The 19,382-nt window shown below is 46.4% G+C and carries 15 protein-coding genes; 14 read left to right on the forward strand and 1 reads right to left on the reverse strand.

The features are described 5' to 3' along the window. Positions 1 to 246: 246 nt before the first annotated feature. Positions 247 to 588 (reverse strand): (4Fe-4S)-binding protein, encoded by a 342-nt coding sequence (locus tag WBM30_RS07375; RefSeq protein ID WP_424900093.1) that lies wholly within the window; start codon positions 586 to 588, stop codon positions 247 to 249. Between the two features lie 387 nt (positions 589 to 975). On the opposite strand from WBM30_RS07375, the gene mgtE reads away from it, so the two are divergent. From mgtE to WBM30_RS07445, 14 genes are all read left to right on the forward strand, one after another. Next, positions 976 to 2,313 (forward strand): magnesium transporter, encoded by a 1,338-nt coding sequence (mgtE, locus tag WBM30_RS07380; protein WP_424900094.1) that lies wholly within the window; start codon positions 976 to 978, stop codon positions 2,311 to 2,313. Between the two features lie 152 nt (positions 2,314 to 2,465). Further along, entirely contained in the window at positions 2,466 to 3,782 is a 1,317-nt protein-coding gene (locus tag WBM30_RS07385; protein ID WP_424900095.1) for a fibronectin type III domain-containing protein, read from the forward strand. Positions 3,783 to 3,926: 144 nt separating this feature from the next. Continuing rightward, positions 3,927 to 5,222, forward strand: a complete 1,296-nt coding sequence (gene rpoN, locus WBM30_RS07390; protein WP_424900096.1) for an RNA polymerase factor sigma-54 — start codon at positions 3,927 to 3,929, stop codon at positions 5,220 to 5,222. 156 nt (positions 5,223 to 5,378) lie between these two features. Then, positions 5,379 to 5,819, forward strand: coding sequence for a YhcH/YjgK/YiaL family protein (locus tag WBM30_RS07395; RefSeq protein ID WP_176974232.1), 441 nt, complete (start codon positions 5,379 to 5,381; stop codon positions 5,817 to 5,819). A 92-nt stretch (positions 5,820 to 5,911) separates the two neighbouring features. Beyond that, positions 5,912 to 7,816: a sigma 54-interacting transcriptional regulator gene (locus tag WBM30_RS07400; RefSeq protein ID WP_424900097.1), complete on the forward strand. Its 1,905-nt coding sequence runs from the start codon at positions 5,912 to 5,914 to the stop codon at positions 7,814 to 7,816. A gap of 176 nt (positions 7,817 to 7,992) precedes the next feature. Next, on the forward strand, positions 7,993 to 9,255 hold the full coding sequence (locus WBM30_RS07405) for a four-carbon acid sugar kinase family protein (protein WP_424900098.1): 1,263 nt from the start codon (positions 7,993 to 7,995) through the stop codon (positions 9,253 to 9,255). Then, positions 9,237 to 10,421 carry an iron-containing alcohol dehydrogenase gene (locus tag WBM30_RS07410; protein WP_424900099.1) on the forward strand — a complete coding sequence of 395 codons (1,185 nt, stop codon included), beginning with the start codon at positions 9,237 to 9,239 and terminating at the stop codon, positions 10,419 to 10,421. Before WBM30_RS07405 ends, WBM30_RS07410 begins: the two co-directional genes overlap by 19 nt. Beyond that, positions 10,414 to 11,445: a 4-hydroxythreonine-4-phosphate dehydrogenase PdxA gene (gene pdxA / locus WBM30_RS07415; protein WP_424900100.1), complete on the forward strand. Its 1,032-nt coding sequence runs from the start codon at positions 10,414 to 10,416 to the stop codon at positions 11,443 to 11,445. Before WBM30_RS07410 ends, pdxA begins: the two co-directional genes overlap by 8 nt. Before the next feature lie 18 nt (positions 11,446 to 11,463). Beyond that, the gene (gene dapA, locus WBM30_RS07420) at positions 11,464 to 12,360 is read left to right on the forward strand and encodes a 4-hydroxy-tetrahydrodipicolinate synthase (RefSeq protein WP_086986142.1); all 897 of its coding nucleotides are present in this window, start codon (positions 11,464 to 11,466) and stop codon (positions 12,358 to 12,360) included. Positions 12,361 to 12,481: 121 nt separating this feature from the next. After that, a complete protein-coding gene (locus WBM30_RS07425) occupies positions 12,482 to 13,654 on the forward strand; it encodes a sialidase family protein (protein WP_424900101.1) in 1,173 nt (390 codons plus the stop codon). A gap of 103 nt (positions 13,655 to 13,757) precedes the next feature. Further along, the gene (locus WBM30_RS07430) at positions 13,758 to 15,047 is read left to right on the forward strand and encodes an SLC13 family permease (RefSeq protein ID WP_086986140.1); all 1,290 of its coding nucleotides are present in this window, start codon (positions 13,758 to 13,760) and stop codon (positions 15,045 to 15,047) included. A gap of 92 nt (positions 15,048 to 15,139) precedes the next feature. Next, positions 15,140 to 16,768 (forward strand): alpha/beta hydrolase family esterase, encoded by a 1,629-nt coding sequence (locus tag WBM30_RS07435; protein ID WP_424900102.1) that lies wholly within the window; start codon positions 15,140 to 15,142, stop codon positions 16,766 to 16,768. A 20-nt stretch (positions 16,769 to 16,788) separates the two neighbouring features. Then, complete coding sequence (locus tag WBM30_RS07440; protein ID WP_424900103.1) at positions 16,789 to 18,588, forward strand: alpha/beta hydrolase family esterase; 1,800 nt, start codon at positions 16,789 to 16,791, stop codon at positions 18,586 to 18,588. A gap of 24 nt (positions 18,589 to 18,612) precedes the next feature. After that, entirely contained in the window at positions 18,613 to 19,368 is a 756-nt protein-coding gene (locus tag WBM30_RS07445; protein ID WP_424900104.1) for an SDR family NAD(P)-dependent oxidoreductase, read from the forward strand. The last annotated feature ends 14 nt before the right edge of the window (positions 19,369 to 19,382 follow it).

Below are 19,382 nucleotides of genomic sequence, written 5' to 3' on the forward strand. Positions count from 1 at the left end.
ATAACTTAAGGAACCATCTAAATACTCTTTTACAACTTTCAATTTAAATTCTGCACTAAATTTCTTCATAAATTATGACCCCCAAAATGTTTGATTTCACTCTAACTTTTGGGGGGCGGGACCATGCTGAGTGACATTCGACAATTTCGGTAAAATTCTTCTTCTGTTTCTCGAATAAGTGACACTTATTCGAGTTTTTGGCCCGGATCTTAGTCCATAGTCCAGCTAAAAGGTTTGAACAGCCGGCTAGTTTTTAGTTTCTTCCGGTGGGCAATCGTTTTTTTCCTCAAGGCTTTCTTCAGTTTGTTCGGGCTTCATCGCTCCCAATGGGAAGGTCGGTAGGATTTCTTCCGATCCTTTCAAGCGATACTTCAGCGCTCCGGATGGGCAGGTATGGATGACACGTGCCACTTCTTCAGGCGAATCTGCATCAGCCAAGATCCAAGGTTTTCTTTTCGTGTCAAAGATGGCATTGTTCCCCCGCACGCAGTTACCGGAGTACGTGCAGACGCTTAAGTTGAAGTAGACATCGACCTTTTCTCCTGTATATTTTCGGTAACCGTTCGCTAACAGTTCAGACTCATTCATAATGGTGCCTCCTCTTTTGGGTCGCTTTTTGAAAGCGAGTTCATTTGCATCTATTATATCATTCTGACCTTGAAATCAGTACAGGAATGGTGGCCATATGCGGTGATAAGTAGTAGACTAGGTTTGGAGAGTAGGGAACTTTTCGATGTCCCTGTGTGGCATAAAGAACAAACAGATTGAGGTGAGGTCAAATGGACGCAGATAGTAGTCAGGGTATAGCAGACAAACCACCTAGGTGCGGTTTTTGCCTGAATGGTTCCGAGTGGAGCCAGCCATCAGGTCTGTTTGTATCCTCAGCCCAAACGCAGATAATATAAACCGGAAACTTGTCATCTAGAATCCGTCTGTTATGCCTTCAAAAAGATGAATCAATTTGGAGGTGTAGACATGGAATTGAACGAATTGTTGTTGAACGCAGTAGCAAACCAAAATGTTACGGAATTGAAAGAGCTCATCGGTGATCACTATCCTGTGGATGTCGCAACGGCTCTGTTTGAATTTGAAGATGAAGAATTGGCCGGCTTGCTTAATTTATTGGATGCGAAGGGAATCGCCGCCATCATAGAGGAGGCGGAAGAAGAACTCCAGCAAGGCATGATCGGTCTGCTGGACTCGAAAAAAATCGTTAAGTTCTTCGCCTATATGTCGCCAGATGACATTACCGACATCCTGGGAACGATCGGTGTCGGACAACGCAAAGAAATTTTGGGGATGATGAAAAAAAGCGACTCGAATGAGATCCAGATGCTGTTGGGGTATGGACCTGACACGGCTGGGGGGCTCATGACGACGAAATACATCGCCTTGAGAAGCGAACTCAGCATGAAAAATGTGCTGCAGGAAATCCGGCGCATCGGCCCTAAAACAGAAATTATCGAAACGATTTTTGTCGTCGATAAAGCGAATGAACTGATTGGATCGGCCGACTTGCGGGATATTTTGGCATCCGCTGAAGATGTCAGTTTGGAAGAAATCATGAACGACAATGTACTCTCTGTCCGCCCGGAAACCGACCAGGAGGAAGTCTCGCTTATCGTTTCCAAATACGATCTGAAAGTCATCCCTGTCGTGAACCGCCGAAACGCCATCCTCGGCATCATCACGATCGATGACATCATCGACGTCATCGTCGAAGAACAAACAGAAGATTTGCTGATGCTGTCAGGGGTAAGCAAGGATGAAAAGGTCGGCAACAAAATCAGCACTTCTGTTGTCAGACGGCTGCCTTGGTTGGTCATCAATTTGATGACTGCCTTCCTGGCTTCCTTTACGGTCGGGATGTTCGAGGATGTCATCATTCAAGTAGTCGCCCTTGCGGCTGCGATGCCGATTGTTACCGGAATGGGCGGGAATGCCGGCTCCCAGACGTTATCCGTGGTCATAAGGAGCATCGCGTTGGGGGAAGTGGATATAAAGAACGATTGGAAATATGTTTTCAACGAGGTCGGCTTAGGGTTAATCAACGGGGCGGTGACTGGTTTGATAACTGGCATCATTCTTTACTTGAGATACGATAATTTCTTTTTGGGACTCATCATTTTCATAGCCATGATCGGAAATCTCATCATCGCGGGTTTCTTTGGATTCTTGATTCCCTTAGTCTTAAAAAAATGGGATTTGGATCCCGCAATTTCTTCATCCATTTTCCTCACTACGGCTACTGATGTATTCGGGTTCTTTCTCTTTTTGAGCTTGGCAAAAATGTTCTTGCCGCACTTGTTGTGAGAGGAAGCTAATTTTGTATTCAATAAGGACTATCCGAGAGGTGCTTACGAGATAAGCGGCCTCTCTTTCTTTCGATTTATGGCAGGTGTTATATAATGTGAGTAAATCAGTTTTCTTGCAAGTTTCCCTATGACATTTTGGAGGGATGGACGATGTTCAATAGAAACCACAGGATGAAAGTCCTTTTTGCAACACTAATAATAGTGACGGCTATGGCAGGCTGTGCGAAGGAACCATACAGGGATTCCGCGATCGAAGAATCGGTGGCAACAAAAGATGCTCCTCATACATTGGATGTATTCCATATAGCCTTTGCCCCCGGAGCGGATGAAACGGAGCGGACTTTCAGTTGGCATACCCGGGGCATGAACAAAAAAGCCGTAGTGGAGCTGAGCCAATTGGATGAAGAAGGCAATGTCCTGTCGAGCGAAACGTTTGAGGCGGCTGTCGAAGGTATTTTACGCGGTTTTTCAAGCCACAAAGCCACCATCACCGGACTGGAGGAGAAACAGCTTTATTCCTACCGCTTCGGTGATGGCCACCGTGCCTGGTCGGAATCCTATACATTCCGGACGCAGGCGACCGAGGACGATGACTTCAACTTCCTGTTCTTCGGCGATCCGCAGATTGGAGCGGGCGATGGCACCCGGATCGATGCGGATAGATGGGACCGGACGGTGACGACCGCGACGGAAATGTTTCCCGACACAGACTTTCTTGTATCAGCGGGTGATCAGGTGAACACAGCCTACAATCTGAAACAATATGATGGCTGGTTCTTCCCGGAAGAGCTGACCGCCTTTCCCATCATTCCGATTGTCGGGAACCATGATGCTGCCTCGTTTGCGGAGTATTTCAATGTGCCGAATGAAACATGTTGGGGAGGTGACTCCGAAGGCAGCGATTTTTACTTTTCCTATGAAAACACTTTGTTCATAGCGCTGAATTCCCAAAGCGGCGATGTCGAGGAGCACCGTAAAGCGATGAAACTGGCGATTGCGGCAAATCCAGATGCTGTCCATCGGATCGTGCTCATGCACAAATCGATCTACAGCAGCGCGGACCATGCGCTCGACGAAGATGTCCTGGCCGTGCGCGCCGGTCTGGTGCCTGCATTCGATGAATTGAATATCGATGCCGTACTGATGGGGCACGACCACGTGTATGTGCGGACCCACCAGATGAAAGGCAATGCGGTAGTCGGTGAAACCACCTACAACGAGGAGGGCGCGGCCGTCGATCCGAACGGCACCGTCTACCTGACCGGCAATTCAGCCTCCGGTTCGAAATATTACGATATGCGGGAGCCATCGGTTTACGAGCGCTATGCCGCTGTCGCGCTGCAGCTTGAGGAGCCGACCTACATGAACGTCGAAGTGACCGACGATTCGCTCACCTTCACAACGTACAAAGTATCCGATCTGTCGGTGGTGGATGAGTACAGCATTATTAAGACGGTTGGAGAATAATAGATAGAGCGCCTTTTTGTTGGTATCAGAGATACTTTTCTCCTGATATCAATGAAAAGGTTTTTTAGTGCTTGATGTTAGGGCAGAAAGATGTTCTAATTTACTCATAAAAGAATTGCAGAAACAGAAATGAGGGAACACACTGTGAATCTAAGCCAAAGCCACAATCTGACCCAGACGCAGACACAAAAGCAAGCGCTTTCCCAAAGGGCGCTGCAGGGGATTCATTTGCTGCAATTGGGCAGATTGGATTTACGTGATTATCTGGAAAACAAGGTTCTGGAAAATCCTTTCCTGCAGCTGGAAGTCAGGGAGTCGCGAACTTCGGGAAACAAAAGCCAAGCCAATGATCTGAGCTGGATACCCGACCGCAAACAATCCCTTTTTGAATACGTTACGGAGCAAGTTATGCTGACTTACCGCGATACGTATCTCCGCACGTTGATTTTTTGGTGGATCAACCAGTTGAACGATAAAGGCTATGTCATCAAAAGCCTCGAAGAAGCAGTTGCCGAAACAAAGGCTGCCCCCATCCAATTGATGGATGCCCTGACGTTGCTGCAGCAACTGGATCCGCCGGGCATCGGCGCACGCAATCTGCAGGAGTGCTTGATGTTGCAGACAGAACGGCGGGAGGATGCGCCCGACATCGCTTATCTTGTATTAGAAGAATCATTCGATGATCTGATCAACAGAAAATGGGGCGCCATTTCCAAAAGGTATGCGGTATCGATGGAGAATATCCAAGCGGTTTTTGACTTTATCCAGCATCTGAATCCTTCTCCCGGGGCAGCTTTCCAAGCTGAAGAGCAGATTTCCGTCAGGCCGGATATCATCGTCACCATCAAAGACTCGCAGCTGATGATAAGAGAAACCAAATATGGCGTGCCTATTCTGTCCTTCAACAAAGAATACGCGGGGGAGGTGGGGCAACTCCAAGATAAAGAAGTAGAGCAATACATTAAAGACAAAAAGAAGGAATACGAAGTGTTGCAGGAAAGTTTGGCGCTCCGCAGCGAAACAATCTTACGCGTCAGTACGGCAGTCGTGCACAGACAGGCCGCTTTTTTCTTTGATGAAGCCCATCCGCTTGTTCCGCTGCAATTGAAGGATATCGCGGATGAGCTGGGTCTGCACGAGTCCACCATCAGTCGCGCAATCAACGATACGTACATTCAAACGGATTCTGGCATCTATGAACTGAAACACTTTTTCTCGCGGAAAGCAAAAACGGAAAACGAAGATGCACTCTCCACAACATCAGTCCAACAGATGATCCAAAAACTGATTGATGAAGAGGACAAACGCAAACCTCTGTCCGATCAGAAAATAGTCGATCTATTGGTAAAGGAACAAATTGATATTTCTAGGCGGACAGTGGCTAAGTACCGGACAGAACTCAACATTCCCGCCACTTCCAAAAGAAAAAGATTCGATTGACCCTTTGTTTTTGACATTCTTTTTGACTGACCGGCAAGCCGCGAAAATCGGCTTGCTTTTTTATGTTTTATACTTTACTATTACGATGTAATCCGCTTTCTTTCTTATGGATGTTTCTTTCTCTCACACACAACATTTATGAAAGAAGGTTTTACTGTGATTTATGATTATGTGAAAAATTTGGATGTGTACGCAGCTTTGCTGCCAAGGATCGAAAACTACATCAAGTTTATGGTTGATTCCTGGGATTTGCCTGTCGGCCGCTATGAATTGAGTGACGGCGATTTTGTTCTTGTTCAGGAAGGGGCCACAAAACCTGTTTCTGAAGGCAAATTTGAGGCGCATAAAAACTTTTTGGATCTGCAGGTAGTAGTTGCCGGCAAAGAAAACATCAAGTGGCAAAATATCGCTTTCCTTAACGAGACTGTACCTTACGATGAAGCCGTCGATAAAGTGAATTTTTCCGGTGAGGGAGATACCCTGAGCATCAATGAAGGCATGTTTTACATCATGTTTCCGGAGGACGGGCATATGGCTTGTGTGCATCTTGACGCACCTAGCTCCTATCGGAAATTGGTTATAAAAATCAAATTGTAGACCTTTAATATAGAAAAACCGCATTGAAACGGGGAATGAAACCTCGTTTAATGCGGTTTTTGCATAAACCCTCATGACTGGAGGCATCGCGGATGGCTGGAATTGTATTCATCAGTCCTTATCAAGAGTTGACGAATACCGTCAACAGAGTAATCGAAAAGTATCAAATCACCAATATGGAGGTTCTTGAAGGCAATCTGGATCAGGGGCTGATTTTGGCGCAAAAAGCGGTCAATGACGGCGCGACAATCGTCATTTCCCGGGGAGGGACCTACAAATTATTAAAAAGTAAACTGCATACGATCGTGTTGGAACTGAAGCTGACGATTTTCGATATCGAGAACAGCATCGGGACGATCGTGAAATCAGAAGAAGATATCGCGATCATGGGCTATGATAATATGATCCAGGCCTACAGAATGTTGGCCAACCTGAACCACGATCACATCCATATCCATCAGCTGCAATACGACGAGAAAGTGGAACCCTACATCAAGAATTTCGTGAAGAAAGGGATCCATTCTTTTATTGGGGATACGATCGTAACGGAGCACTGCAGGAGGCTGGGCTATCCTTGCCAAATCATCGCGAGCAGCGATGAGTCCGTCAAGATGGTTATCGATGATGCCCAAGCCGTTCTGGAAGGGCAAAAAAAAGAGAGCGAGTTCAACAAACGCTACACAGCTCTGATGGACAGTGTGCATGATGGCTTTATCGCAACGGATGAGAAAGAAACTGTGATTGCCTGCAACCTGATGGCTGAAAAGATTCTGAATCTGGACAAGAATCATCTGATCGGAAAGACGATCCGATCAGTGCCTGAACTGAAGGATTTCTTGAAGATATACAGCGAAGAAGAAACCGTCATCGAAGAGCTGGCCCTTATCGACGGCAGGAATATGGCCGTCAGCAATGTACCGATCCAAGTGCAGAACGTAAATCGCGGTTCCGTTCTGATTTTCCAGGAAGTGGCCACGCTGCAAAAATTCGAGAATAAAATCCGGAAAAAGGTTCTGGGAACGGGCTTTGCGGCTAAATATCTACTTTCGGACATCAAGCACAGTAGCCGCATCATGCGGGAGTGCATCATCCGCGCAAAAAAATACAGTCAATATGACAGCACAATCCTGATTGAAGGAGCGACCGGCGTCGGCAAGGAACTGTTCGCCCAAGGGATCCACAATCAGAGCTCGCGGAGGTATCAACCGTTTGTGGCTGTGAACTGTGCGGCGCTGCCTGAAAGCTTGATAGAGAGCGAATTGTTCGGTTATGAAGAAGGTGCCTTTACGGGAAGCCGGAAAGGCGGTCGGCCGGGCATGTTTGAAATGGCCCATAACGGCACGATCTTTTTGGATGAAATAAGTGAATTGCCGCTTCAAACCCAAGGGCATCTGCTTCGCGTGCTGCAAGAACGCCAGATTGTGCGGGTAGGCGGGACCTCGATTGTGCCGATCGATGTGCGCATCGTTTGTGCTTCGAACAAAAACCTGGAGAAGGAAGCGGCGGCAGGAAGGTTCCGCGAGGACCTACTGTATCGTGTGAATATTTTGAGCCTGAAGATCCCGCATTTAGATGAGCGCAAGGAAGATATCCCTATCTTGATGAATTTTTACCTAAGTAAATACAGCAGAAAATACGATAAAAAAGGACTCGGTTTCAGCGAAGAAGTCGTTGAATATCTGACCGACTATCATTACAAGGGCAATGTCCGCGAACTTGAAGGGTTGATCGAAAGAGGGGTCATTCTGGCGGATGACGACAAAATCGCATTAGCCGATATCCAGAAAGAATCCTCCGTTAATGATAGCGTGCAGCTCAAAAAGACCGAAATAAAATCGGTTGAGGGATTATTTGCGGATTTGCCGACCCTGAAAGCATTGGAAGAAGAATATATCGCGTATCTGCAAAATAAGGTATCGACCACAAACGAATTGAGTGAAATTTTAGGGATCAACCGATCCACTTTGTACCGAAAATTGAACGAGAACAAGAAATGATGCAAAAGAAGAACATGAATGTTGCATAATGATACAAATTTAACATCGAGAAGTGATGAAAAAAAGCGGAAAGCTTGATTTCATCACTTTTTGTGTTGAATGAAAAAGTTGGCACGCTACTTGCTAATATATAAGTGTGAGAGAAAGAAACGAATACAGATAAAGGAGGGCGGGGCATGATTTTTATTATTGCTGATGATTTGACGGGCGCCAATGATAGCGCAATCCAGTTCAAGAAAAACGGATTTGCGACCTATGTTGCGATAACAGCCAATAATTTGGATCAAAACCAAATATCCGATTATGGCGCGGTCGCCATCAACACTGATACCAGAGCGGTAACGCCGACAGATGCGTTTGCTGCGGTCTACCGGTTGGTTAAGGAACAAAGAGCAGCATTCCCTGATGCAGAATACTACAAAAAAATAGACTCCCTATTTCGTGGGAATCCTGTTCAGGAAATTGAAGCACTTATGGATGCCGGTGCTTATAATTTTGCTTATGTAGTACCAGCGTTCCCTGAAGGCAACCGCAGCATGAAGCATGGGGAAATTTTGAATCTGGGAAAAACGATTGAAGTGACAGAGTTGTTCAACAATGAATCGATTAAAAAAATCGGGCATGTCGCTATCGAGGTGATCCGTGAAGGAAAAGAGCATTTACTTGCCTTTGTGGAAGACTTAAAATGTAAAGGTTGTCAAATTATTTTGTTTGACGGTGAAAACAGCTCTGATCTGGAAACGGTCCATTCGGTTTTTGAAGAAACAAGCAACGATGTTCTGTTGTGCGGAAGCGCCGGAATCGCAAGCTACATTAAAAATCAGTCCGATCAGTCTCAACCTATTCAATCGCCGAACGTAAGAGAAGGTATTTTGCTGTATGCCATCGGGTCAAGGAGTCAGGTGACAGCAAAGCAAGTGAGCTATCTGATGAAAGAGAGCTCAGACCTCAGCATAGCGATCCTCAATGCTGAAGAAATCAAGCAGGGGGATGCAGCAAAGGAAGTCGACAAAGCTCTGGAAGAACTTTTTAAAGAAGATTTGAAAGAGGAATGCCTGCTTGTCTTGGACAGTCTTTTTGAAGAATCAGCTTTTGACTTGAAAGTCACTGCGGAAATGGAAACAGCAGCCAAGAAAATAATGAAAGCAATCGGTGATATAGCTGTTCAGATCAATGCCAACAAACCCATTTCCAAAATCATTGCGACAGGAGGGGACACAGCCCTCGAAATATGCAAAACTTTCGGAGCCAGCGGTATCATCCTTAGGGAAGAAATCCTGCCGGGTATCCCATACGGGGAAATCGTCGGAGGCGACCTGGATGGAGCGGTCATTGCCACGAAGTCGGGTGGCTTTGGAGAAGAACAAGCACTCATTGATATAAGGAATTTCTTCCTAAATACATCGAAAGAGGTAATAAAATGGCAATCAATCAATTAAAAGTACCAGGAAAGGTATTCTCCGGAAATGATTCCTATCTGAAAATGAAGGACATCATCGAAAGCGAAGCAGTGAAAAATGTCCTGCTTATCACTGACAAAGGAATCGAGGGAGCGGGCATCATCCAGCCTGTTCTGGAGTTGCTGCGTGAAGCGGGAGTGAACACGGAAATATTCTATCATGTCCAAGCAGAGCCTACCCATAATGACGTGACACAGCTTGTCAGCGAGATTGGGGATACGCCAGCCGATTATATCGTCGCAGTAGGCGGAGGAAGCGTTTTGGATGTCGCAAAATTGGTTAGCGTCCTTAAAGGAGCGACTTATTCAATCGGAAATCTGTTGGAAACGCCGGGAATCGCCAAGAAACAAGTGAAATCATTATTGATCCCAACAACATGCGGGACGGGATCTGAAGCAACCTGCAACGCAATCGTCGGGGTTCCTGAAAAAGGAATCAAAATCGGAATCGTCAATGATGCCTTGATTCCGGATGCAGCAATCTTGGATGCGGTCTTCGTTAAAAATCTGCCGCAAAAACATTTGGCAGCCGCAGCGGTTGATGCGTTATGCCATTGCGTGGAGTGCTATACATCCAACAAAGCGAATGCATTCAGTGATATGTTTGCCGCTGAAGGGGCAAAGCTGATCTTCCACAATATCCGTGAAGCTTATGCCAATCCGGCGAATCTGGAAGCACGCTCGCAACTGTTGATCGGATCTTTCTATGGCGGGGTTGCCATCACTTCTTCCGGCACTACCGCGGTGCATGCGTTGTCCTATCCTTTGGGCGGGGAGTTCCATATCCCGCATGGCGTAGCGAATGCGATTTTGTTTGAAAAGGTGATGCGGGTCAATAAACCGGATATAACCAATGAACTGGCTGCTTTATGTGATACGGTTTACCCTGAAAAGGCGACGTTGTCCATAAACGAAAAAGCTGAAGTTATGATTGAGGACATCGCAGATATCGTCCAAAAATTGGACATTCCTACCGATTTGGCAGGGTTTGGCGTAGAACTGAAAGACTTGGATTTCCTTGTCGAAGCCGGAAGCGGTGTGCGCAGACTGTTGGACAACAACAAGCGCGCATTGACAAAAGAAGAGATCACGGAAATCTATCTGTCTGTACTGAATGATCAAACTGGGGGCGAAAAGAATGAGTAAAACGTTACCGATTATAGGAATCACGATGGGAGATCCTTCAGGAATCGGGCCTGAAATTGGCGTAAAAGCGTTGCTTGATGGATCGCTGTATGAACGCTGCAGACCATTATTCGTAGGTGACCCGAAAGTTTTTGAAAAGGCAGCTGGCTTCATTGGAGTGACAGATATTGAAATCATACCGATCAAAGAGGTTTCTGAAGCGAAGTTCGAACCGAACAAAATCGAAGTGATCGATATCGCTACTGAGGAATTCGATTACCCGATCGGAAAGGTATCAGCGCAATCCGGGGACATTGCTTTCAGAAGCATTGTTAAGGTCATTGATCTGGCCATGAAAAATGAAATAGATGCAACAGTGACAAATCCGATCAATAAAGAAGCAATGAACTTGGCGGGCCATCACTTCGCAGGGCATACGGAAGTCTATTCCCATTATACGAATACACCGAAATATTCCATGATGCTAGCGCATGAAGATTTAAGAGTCGTTCATGTGTCCACCCATGTTTCATTGCGCCAGGCCTGCGATCTCGTCAAAAAAGAGCGTGTGCTGGAAGTCATCAAATTAGCGAATACCGCTTGTAAAGGCTTGGGGATTGCGGAGCCTAAAATCGGGGTGGCGGGTTTGAACCCTCATTGCGGTGAAGGCGGCCTTTTCGGAACAGAAGACATCGAGGAAATCCTACCGGCTGTGGAAGCGGCTAAGGCTGCTGGGATAAATGCAGAAGGCCCGATTCCAGCGGATACGATTTTCTCGAAGGCTCGCGGCGGTTGGTACGACATCGTTGTTGCTATGTATCATGACCAAGGACATATTCCTTTGAAGGTTGTCGGCTTTGTCTATAATCGCGAAAAAGGCCAATGGGATGATGTTAGCGGAGTTAATGTGACGCTAGGTCTGCCGATCATCCGCGCCTCAGTCGATCACGGAACAGCGTTTGATAATGCGGGAAAAGGAATATCAAGTGCAGCAAGCTTGGTGAATGCAATCGATTATGCTTGTATGTTATCTGAAAATAAATAGGACCGGGAGGAAAAAATAGTGGTAGATATTAAGGGAATCATTTCCGCAAACGTAACACCGATGGATGCAAACGAGGACATCAACGAAAAAGAACTCCGCAACCATGTGAACCGTTCGTTGGCTGCCGGTGTGGATGGCGTGTTTTGCCTAGGAACAAACGGTGAGGCTTACGCCCTCAACAAGGAAGAGAAAAAATTCGTAATCGAAGCTTTTGTTGATGAGGTGAAAGGAAGAGTTCCTGTCTATGCAGGGACCGGAGCTGCCACAACAAGAGAAACAATAGAATTGTCGAAAATCGCTGAAGCTGCGGGTGCGGATGTATTGTCGATTGTAGCGCCATTTTTCGCCGCTGCTTCACAACAGGAAATCTACAACCACTATGAAGCAATCGCCAAGAGCGTGAACTTGCCGATCGTGATGTACAACATTCCTGCTCGTGCCGGGAATGCGATTGCTCCGGAAACCGTTCAGAGACTTGCGCAACTGGATAACATCGTTGGCGTGAAGGATTCAAGCGGGAACTTTGACAATATCCTGCAGTATATCGAGTTGACAGATCCAAAAGAATTCGCTGTCCTATCGGGCAATGATTCGTTGATCCTGTGGACGCTTCAAGCCGGGGGAGCGGGCGGCATCACAGCTGTAGCCAACCTGCTACCGGAAATCATGGTTTCAATCTATTCCAAGTTCTTGGAAGGCGATTTCCAAGGAGCCAAAGTGTTCCAGGATTCCATCCGCCCGATCAGAAATTGCTTTAAATACGGCAACCCGAATACAATCATTAAAAATGCAACCAATATGCTTGGTATGCCTGTAGGTAATAATCGGGCGCCATTCAATTATATTTCACCGGAAGCGAAAGATGCGATCCAAGCGACGTTGGAGCAATATTACTCTGAATATTTCGTGAAATAAGTCATAAACAAGCCGGCATGGGCCTTGTAACCATGCCGCTTGTGACTCGAACGAATGTAACCGTTAGCAAAATTAGATTCAGAATATAAACCAGAAGAATTCAATTATAGGAGGAATTATAGTGGCAGTAAAATTACCGAGTGTTAGACAATCTGAACCAAATGGTGTGGTGTATCATGATGAATTTTTGAATGTGGACTATGCTTTGATTCCAACAGGAGGAAAAAATACAGCGCATGCTCCAGCTTTGATCGAAACCGAAGATGGCGGTCTGTTATGTGCTTGGTTTGCCGGAAGTTTTGAAGGCAGTGGCGACATCTCTATCACTGTTTCAAAATTGGACCCGGAAACGCAAGTCTGGTCAGTGCCTGAAATTGTGTCCAGAGGTGTTGATCGCAGTGAACAAAACCCTGCTTTCTTCAGAGCACCGGATGGCCAAATTTGGTTGATCTACACTTCTCAAGTAAGCCGTCAAGAAGGCAAAGACAATATGCAATTCACTTCCATCATTATGGTTCAAAAATCAAGTGATGAAGGCCAATCTTGGGGAGATCCGGAAGTGCTGTTTACAAGCGAGGGAACTTTCTCAAGACAAGCTATTCAAATATTAAGCAATGGGCGTTGGATTTTCGCCACTTGGCTATGCGAAGACTCGCCAGAAGGGTTGACCAATGACCCGACCGAATTTCAAGTGTCTGATGATCAAGGCCAAACTTGGAAAGCGGTGCGCATGCCGGACAGCAACGGTCGCGTGCATGCCAATGTGGTTGAAGTCGAAGAAGGGCATCTAGTAGCCTTCATGCGCAGCCGTTTCGCTGACCATGTGTATACGAGTGAATCCCATGATTTCGGGGATACTTGGACTGTTCCGGAAGCGAATGTATTGCCCAACAACAATGCAAGCATCAGCGCCATTAAACTGCAATCCGGTGAAATCGCTTTAGCTTATAATGTGAACGCAGCCAACAATGCCGAATTCGGAAAAGTAGCTTGGCCGGGCCTGCGTAACCCGGTAGCCGTTTCCGTTTCGGAAGACTTCGGCAAAACATGGCCGATTGGAAGAGTGTTCGAGTGTGCAGAAGGATTTATCGGAATCGAAAACAAGACGAACAATGCCCAATACGAATATCCTACACTTTACCAAGACAGCAAAGGCGTTCTGCACCTGGTGTATGCATACAAAAACAGACTTTGCGTAAAATATGTTCGTTTTACAGTTGAAGATCTGTTTGGAGAAAAGAGAGAGACGGAAGGATTGTACAATCCGACTTCCGGAGAAGGCGTAGAAAAATAATAAGGCCCGGTCCGACGCGGTCAGCAGCTGACCGCGTCGAGACAAAGCCAAGTCAACAAAATATCCAATCAACTTAGTCATGAAAGAAAGAGGAGATGTAAAAATGACACTACAAATGATTCTCGCCCTTGGTATCCTGATTCTTATGATCGTAATGATCATGTCCGACAAATTTGCTTTCGGAGCACCGCCCCTTATGGCCTGTCTTCTTTTGGTAGTCACTGGTCTGTCCACTGTCCAGGAAGCTTTCGCAGGTTTCATCAACCCAAGTGTCGTCATGGTAGCTGGGTTTATGGTCGTGATGGCCGCGCTGATGAAAACCAGCTTGATCAGTAAGGTTCAGTCCGCTATGGTCGCTCTTGTAAACAAGGGCGGATATAAGAGTTATGCCCTTTTGCTCATCGTTGTTATGCTGGGTGCCAGCCTTGCGGGCGCCGGTGCCACTGGTTATTATGTACTTATTCTATCCTTAGTATCCACTATCCCTTACAATAAAAAAATGCCTACTTCTAAGCTGATGATGCCATTGGGATTTGCGACCAACCATCCTTTGATTCCTTTCAATGTAGCGCTCTTCTATGGAGTAACTGTTAGCGTGCTTGAGACCGCAGGTTATAGCGGTGGACTTTCCATGCCAAGATTTGCTATCGTGAATTTCATCTTGGCTCTTGGGTTCTTGGCATGGAGTCTGGTTGCTTATCGTCTGCTGCCGGATCATCCAATCATGCAAGCTTCTGAAGAAAGTGCGGCGGCGCAGCAACAAAATGCAGCACCAGTGATGCCTGCATGGAAAGAAACCATCACCATCGCTGCCTTCATCATCAGTGTTATCGGTATGATGATGATGAGCGTTTTGGGAAATGCAGCCTTTGTCATTCCTGGTATTGCAGGAGCAGTCTTGCTGATCATCGACGTGCTTGACTTCAAGGAAGTCCGTGACAATATGGGTGCACCTGTAATCATTATGATGGCTGGTGTAATCGGTGTGGCTGACGCTTTGGCCAACTCTGGATTCACCGTTATGATTGGGGATGTTGTGGCGAACACATTGGGCAACAATATCAATCCATTCATTCTTATCCTTATCTTCGCGCTTCTGACAAGTACAAGTGCTACTTTTACGGGATCAAATATGGGTTCTGTCTACATCTTTGCGCCAATCGCGATTGCAACCAGCATGAGCTTGGGACTTAATCCTGTCGCGGCTGCAGCTGCAGTTGTCGTATCCGGATGGAACGGCGGCTACATGCCAGTCGATGGCATGCCTGCTATGATCTTGGGTATGGGTAAATACAAACTTCCGGAGTTCTGGAAGTTCTCAGTGCCAATGTACCTGATCCGCATTCTTGCGCTGTGTGTAGCTGCTATGGTTATGTTCCCTGTGAACGGATAATCTTACAGTAGGAGCATTTTGTTAAAGGGGCTGTCTCATTCGAGACAGCCTTTTATACGTTACTTTCAATACGACTGGGAAGGGTGAATCTGATGGTTGATATTATTTCCACAAAAGCACTTTATTATTATATTTCCAGTAAGGCAGGCTGTGATCCATGTAAAACCATATATCTTTGCGCACCAACCGAAGCATCCACTTCAATAGAATCTGCTGAACAGTTTGCATTGAAGTCTGGTTGGCAAGCAATTGCAGAAGAACAGGGAGCAATACTGGTGGTTCCTGTGGCATTGAACGGGTGGAATGCAGAAGCGGTATCTCTCTTGATGGACATCTATAATGAGTCCAAAAACAGCTTCCACACTCGCAGTGGAGAATCTATCTGGGGACGCACGGGAACCTTATGGTGTTGGGAAACGATCCTATATCTGGTAGGTTATGAAGAGGGTGCAACGTTTGCTGGCAACGTACTGGTCAGTCATCCGAATATGTTTGCAGGAGTGGCATTGGTCAACGGTTTACCCAATGACTACTCTAAAGCAGAGGCACCGTCCAGTCATTGGATGATAAAAACTGTGAGTGAAGACTACGCTGTAAAGAACAGTGAAATTCCTGTACATCTTTGGTTGTTTGAAGAAAACGAAGAAGTAGCGCAAAAAGCAGTAGACTACTTTGGCAACAGCAGATCCGACGATAACCCGGCAGAACAGGTTCGTCTTTTCGTGGGTGACTATTCCTCGGAGGACACTAGGCTGAGTAAGATGATTTTTGAAGAATGCTTCAACCATGTCATTCGCTGGAAGAATAGCCCGGATGGGACTCTTGCTCAGATAGACAGTAAGAAAGAATTTTATGCAGATCCTCGTTTTATCCGAAAAAAAGCAGTTGTAGGGGAGCTCAGTTATGATTATTTTATTCATCTGCCAGAGAAGAAGACTGCCAATCAGGTTACGGGGCTTCCACTGGTGTTTACGCTTCATGGAAGAGGGGAACCGGCTTGGATGTTCACAACAAAAAACGGATGGGACCTATTAGCGGATGAGACCCAGGAATTTGTACTAGTGTCTCTTGATTCGCCGGGCAATATTTGGTTTATGCTTCGAGATAATGAATTGTTCGAGAAAGTAATTGCACAGATGATTGAGGACTATCGAATCGATGAAACTCGTGTATATTTGACAGGTTTCTCTAACGGAGCAATAATGGCTCGTGAAATGGCATATTGCCGACCTCATCTATTTGCCGGCATCTCGCCAAGCAATGGTCCGTGGTTTGATTCACGCAGTATGCAGCTAAAGAATGATTCCAAACCGCCAAAAGAAATGGCGCCAGAAGTATCTCAGATGATGAAAGAGTTTGAAAAGTCCGGATGGGAAATGCCTTGTGCTTTTTTCTATGGGGATAATGATCCTGCTGCAAATTCGCAGGAAAATTCAGCACTTGAATTCATGCTGCGAGTGAACCACTGTGAAGAAGGCTTATCCCGAGCATACACAGAGGAAAATTACTTTACACTGGGTAAAGGATATAAAGAGGGCGATCGGTTTCAAACAGAAGTATATTTCCGGGAAGATCAGAGCGCTCGTGTCTGTGTCACAGTGATGAAGAACATGCCACACGGTGCAATCGCAGAAGAGGCACGCTTTACGTGGGGATTTTTGAAACAATTTTATCGGCCTAAGGGGAGCAAAAAAGTATCTGAGATTTTAGGCATTAAATAAAATTTGGAAGGGTGAATCCGATGATAGATACGATGAATGAAGTTACGCTAATCTCACCGTTGGCCGGGAAATTGTTCCTGGAAAAGGTGGAAGGAAATGTCGCAGCTCAGAATACCCCTGAAAACAATATAGAGGTTGCTGTCGGGGAAAATCGGACGATGTATGTGTATGCCCCCGCATCAGGCTGCTTCGATCCTAAGCAGACGCAGGTGCTGATGATATTGAGGGATGAGGCGGATGAGGAATCCGCAGCAAGGTTGATGGTCTCTTTCGGTCTCGATAAATTGGCTGAGGAGAAACATTTGATTTTGTTGTTCCCGAATCCAACTGAGCTGGGGTGGAACTACGCAGAGAAGCAAGATCTTGAAAATGATATGGAGTTCCTGAAGCGCTGCTTTGTGAGTCTGGCTTTAGGTAAAGCAGGCGTAGCCGGGTTCAATGGGATGATTTTCTATCTCGCAACATCGGAATCCGCTTCTGCCATGATATTTACCTTGGCATCCCTTTCGCCTGTAGATGCTGCCGGAATCATGATCTCGGATTTTCCATCCGATTATCGGATTCCTTCCGGTGCACTGTACGCTCCGCAAGTGGCTTACATCAATAGCGAAAACAAATTGGCGGAAGAATACTTGCGGAAAAGCAACGGCATCTGCGGGATGAATAGCATAGAGGGTGGACGGCTCGCTTATTCAAACAGCAACAACGAATGCATCAGAAATGTCGTTTCCAGAAATAAGCTGGATCAGGAGGAAGTTTGGTTCGCTTGGGAATATCTTTTTTCCGAAACCAGACGTTGGCGAAATGATATTTTTGGCACATATCAGAGACGGACAAACTTCTCGGAGCGCGGTTTTGAACCGCATGTCAATGAATCCTTTCCTGATTTGACGGATGGCTCAACGCACACGTGGTATGAATATGTTCCCCCGCAACTGAGGGATAGCCAAGAAAAAGTCCCGTTGGTCATCTATTTCCATGGCATCGGCTGTGTGCCGCTGTATGGTGCCGAGCAAAGTGGGTGGCATGATATAGCCGACAGGGATAATTTCATAGTGGTTTATCCCGAGCCTTCGATAGAAAAAAGATGGAATGTTTGGGACGATGACCGTTTGCCAAGCGACTTTGATTTCATTTTTGCTTTGATTACGTATATGGAAAAGAAATATGCCATCGATCCCACACGAATCTATCTTTCCGGCTTCTCGATGGGGAGCATGATGACGAATGCCTTGGCAGCCGCGTACCCGGAAAAATTTGCGGCAGCGGCACCCTGCAATGCGCCGCATCTGGGCTATTTATCAACGCTATCCGGGATGGTACCGCTCATCATGAAATTGAATCCCAAATCGAATGTCCGCAATCTTACGTTGGAGCCGGAAGGTAAGGAGTCCGCAGTGAAAAGACTGGCGGATTCCAAAAAGCAGGCATTTGATTACCGGATGCCGGTCATCCAAAATATCGGTCTGTTGGATTTGGAATGGTCCTTGACGGATCCGGACGGGCCATGGCGAAAAACGTTCGATTACTGGAAGGAATATAACGGCATTGCCGACCAAGACCGTGAGACTGAGAGTCCGTATGAATCAGGTTTGATTGCGGATGAAAATGTGTATGATGATCTGAATCTGGATCAACGTTTTTTGCATCACAAATGGCACAGCGAAGATTTTCCGAGCAAGCCGCTCTATGAATTGATCTATGCGAAAAGGATGCCGCATGCTGTTGATCTCAGGCAGATTGAACTGGCATGGGAGTTCATGAAGCAGTTTTCAAGGAACGCGGATGGCTCGTTGACTTTGGTGCATGAGCGAACTTAATGAGTGTGTGAGGAGTGTGAGAAGATGAATAGCGATTCATTCAAAGATAAAATCGTTCTGATCACTGGTGGCGGCCAGGGCATCGGTAAGGGAATTGCGCTGACATTGGCAAAGGAAGGGGCTTCGCTGGCAATAATCGGCAGAAATCTTGCTGCGTTGGAAGAGACTCAAAAAGAGATCAGGAATTTAGGCGGAGAATGCCACTGTTTCCAAGGGGACATTTCGGAGGAACAAGCTTGTCAGGAAATAGTCGGAAAAGTAGTGGACACCTACGGAAGAATCGATGTTTTGATAAATAATGCTGGGATAATGAAGAGGGAGAGCACACTGGATACAAGCAATGATGATTGGCGAAGCGTCATTGATGTGAACCTCAACGGCGTTTTTTACTTGTCGAAGCTTGTATTGGCTGGAATGAAGGAAAGAAAAACAGGCAACATCATCAACATCACCTCCGCTAATGGCGTCACGCCGCATTCGAACGCTGCTCCCAGTTATGGGGCTTCCAAGGCTGCCGTGACCTATTTGACCAGGCATTTCGCAATGGAATTTGCGGGTGACGGCATTCGCGTGAATGCCATCCAATGCGGTCCGATAGAGTCTAAGATGACGGATCAATGGTCAGATGAATACCGTCAAAAATCACTGGGGAATATTCCTTTAGCAAGGTTAGGGACTGCGCAGGACGTGGCTGCTGCCGCTCTATTTTTAGCGTCCGAAGAGGCCGCATTCATAACCGGCACAAGCCTGAATCTGAGCGGGGGCAAGTTGATGCAGTAGAGGGCGTGCTCTCC

It is taken from the genome of Trichococcus sp., from assembly GCF_049684335.1.
Taxonomy (GTDB): domain Bacteria; phylum Bacillota; class Bacilli; order Lactobacillales; family Aerococcaceae; genus Trichococcus.

Coding starts and splice junctions, on each gene's coding strand:
- WBM30_RS07445 (WP_424900104.1), top strand. CDS start 18,613: ATGAATAGCGATTCATTCAAAGATAAAATCGTTCTGATCACTGGTGGC.
- WBM30_RS07405 (WP_424900098.1), top strand. CDS start 7,993: ATGATTTTTATTATTGCTGATGATTTGACGGGCGCCAATGATAGCGCA.
- WBM30_RS07430 (WP_086986140.1), top strand. CDS start 13,758: ATGACACTACAAATGATTCTCGCCCTTGGTATCCTGATTCTTATGATC.
- WBM30_RS07435 (WP_424900102.1), top strand. CDS start 15,140: ATGGTTGATATTATTTCCACAAAAGCACTTTATTATTATATTTCCAGT.
- pdxA (WP_424900100.1), top strand. CDS start 10,414: ATGAGTAAAACGTTACCGATTATAGGAATCACGATGGGAGATCCTTCA.
- WBM30_RS07375 (WP_424900093.1), bottom strand. CDS start 588: ATGAATGAGTCTGAACTGTTAGCGAACGGTTACCGAAAATATACAGGA.
- WBM30_RS07400 (WP_424900097.1), top strand. CDS start 5,912: ATGGCTGGAATTGTATTCATCAGTCCTTATCAAGAGTTGACGAATACC.
- WBM30_RS07385 (WP_424900095.1), top strand. CDS start 2,466: ATGTTCAATAGAAACCACAGGATGAAAGTCCTTTTTGCAACACTAATA.
- WBM30_RS07410 (WP_424900099.1), top strand. CDS start 9,237: ATGGCAATCAATCAATTAAAAGTACCAGGAAAGGTATTCTCCGGAAAT.
- WBM30_RS07440 (WP_424900103.1), top strand. CDS start 16,789: ATGATAGATACGATGAATGAAGTTACGCTAATCTCACCGTTGGCCGGG.
- mgtE (WP_424900094.1), top strand. CDS start 976: ATGGAATTGAACGAATTGTTGTTGAACGCAGTAGCAAACCAAAATGTT.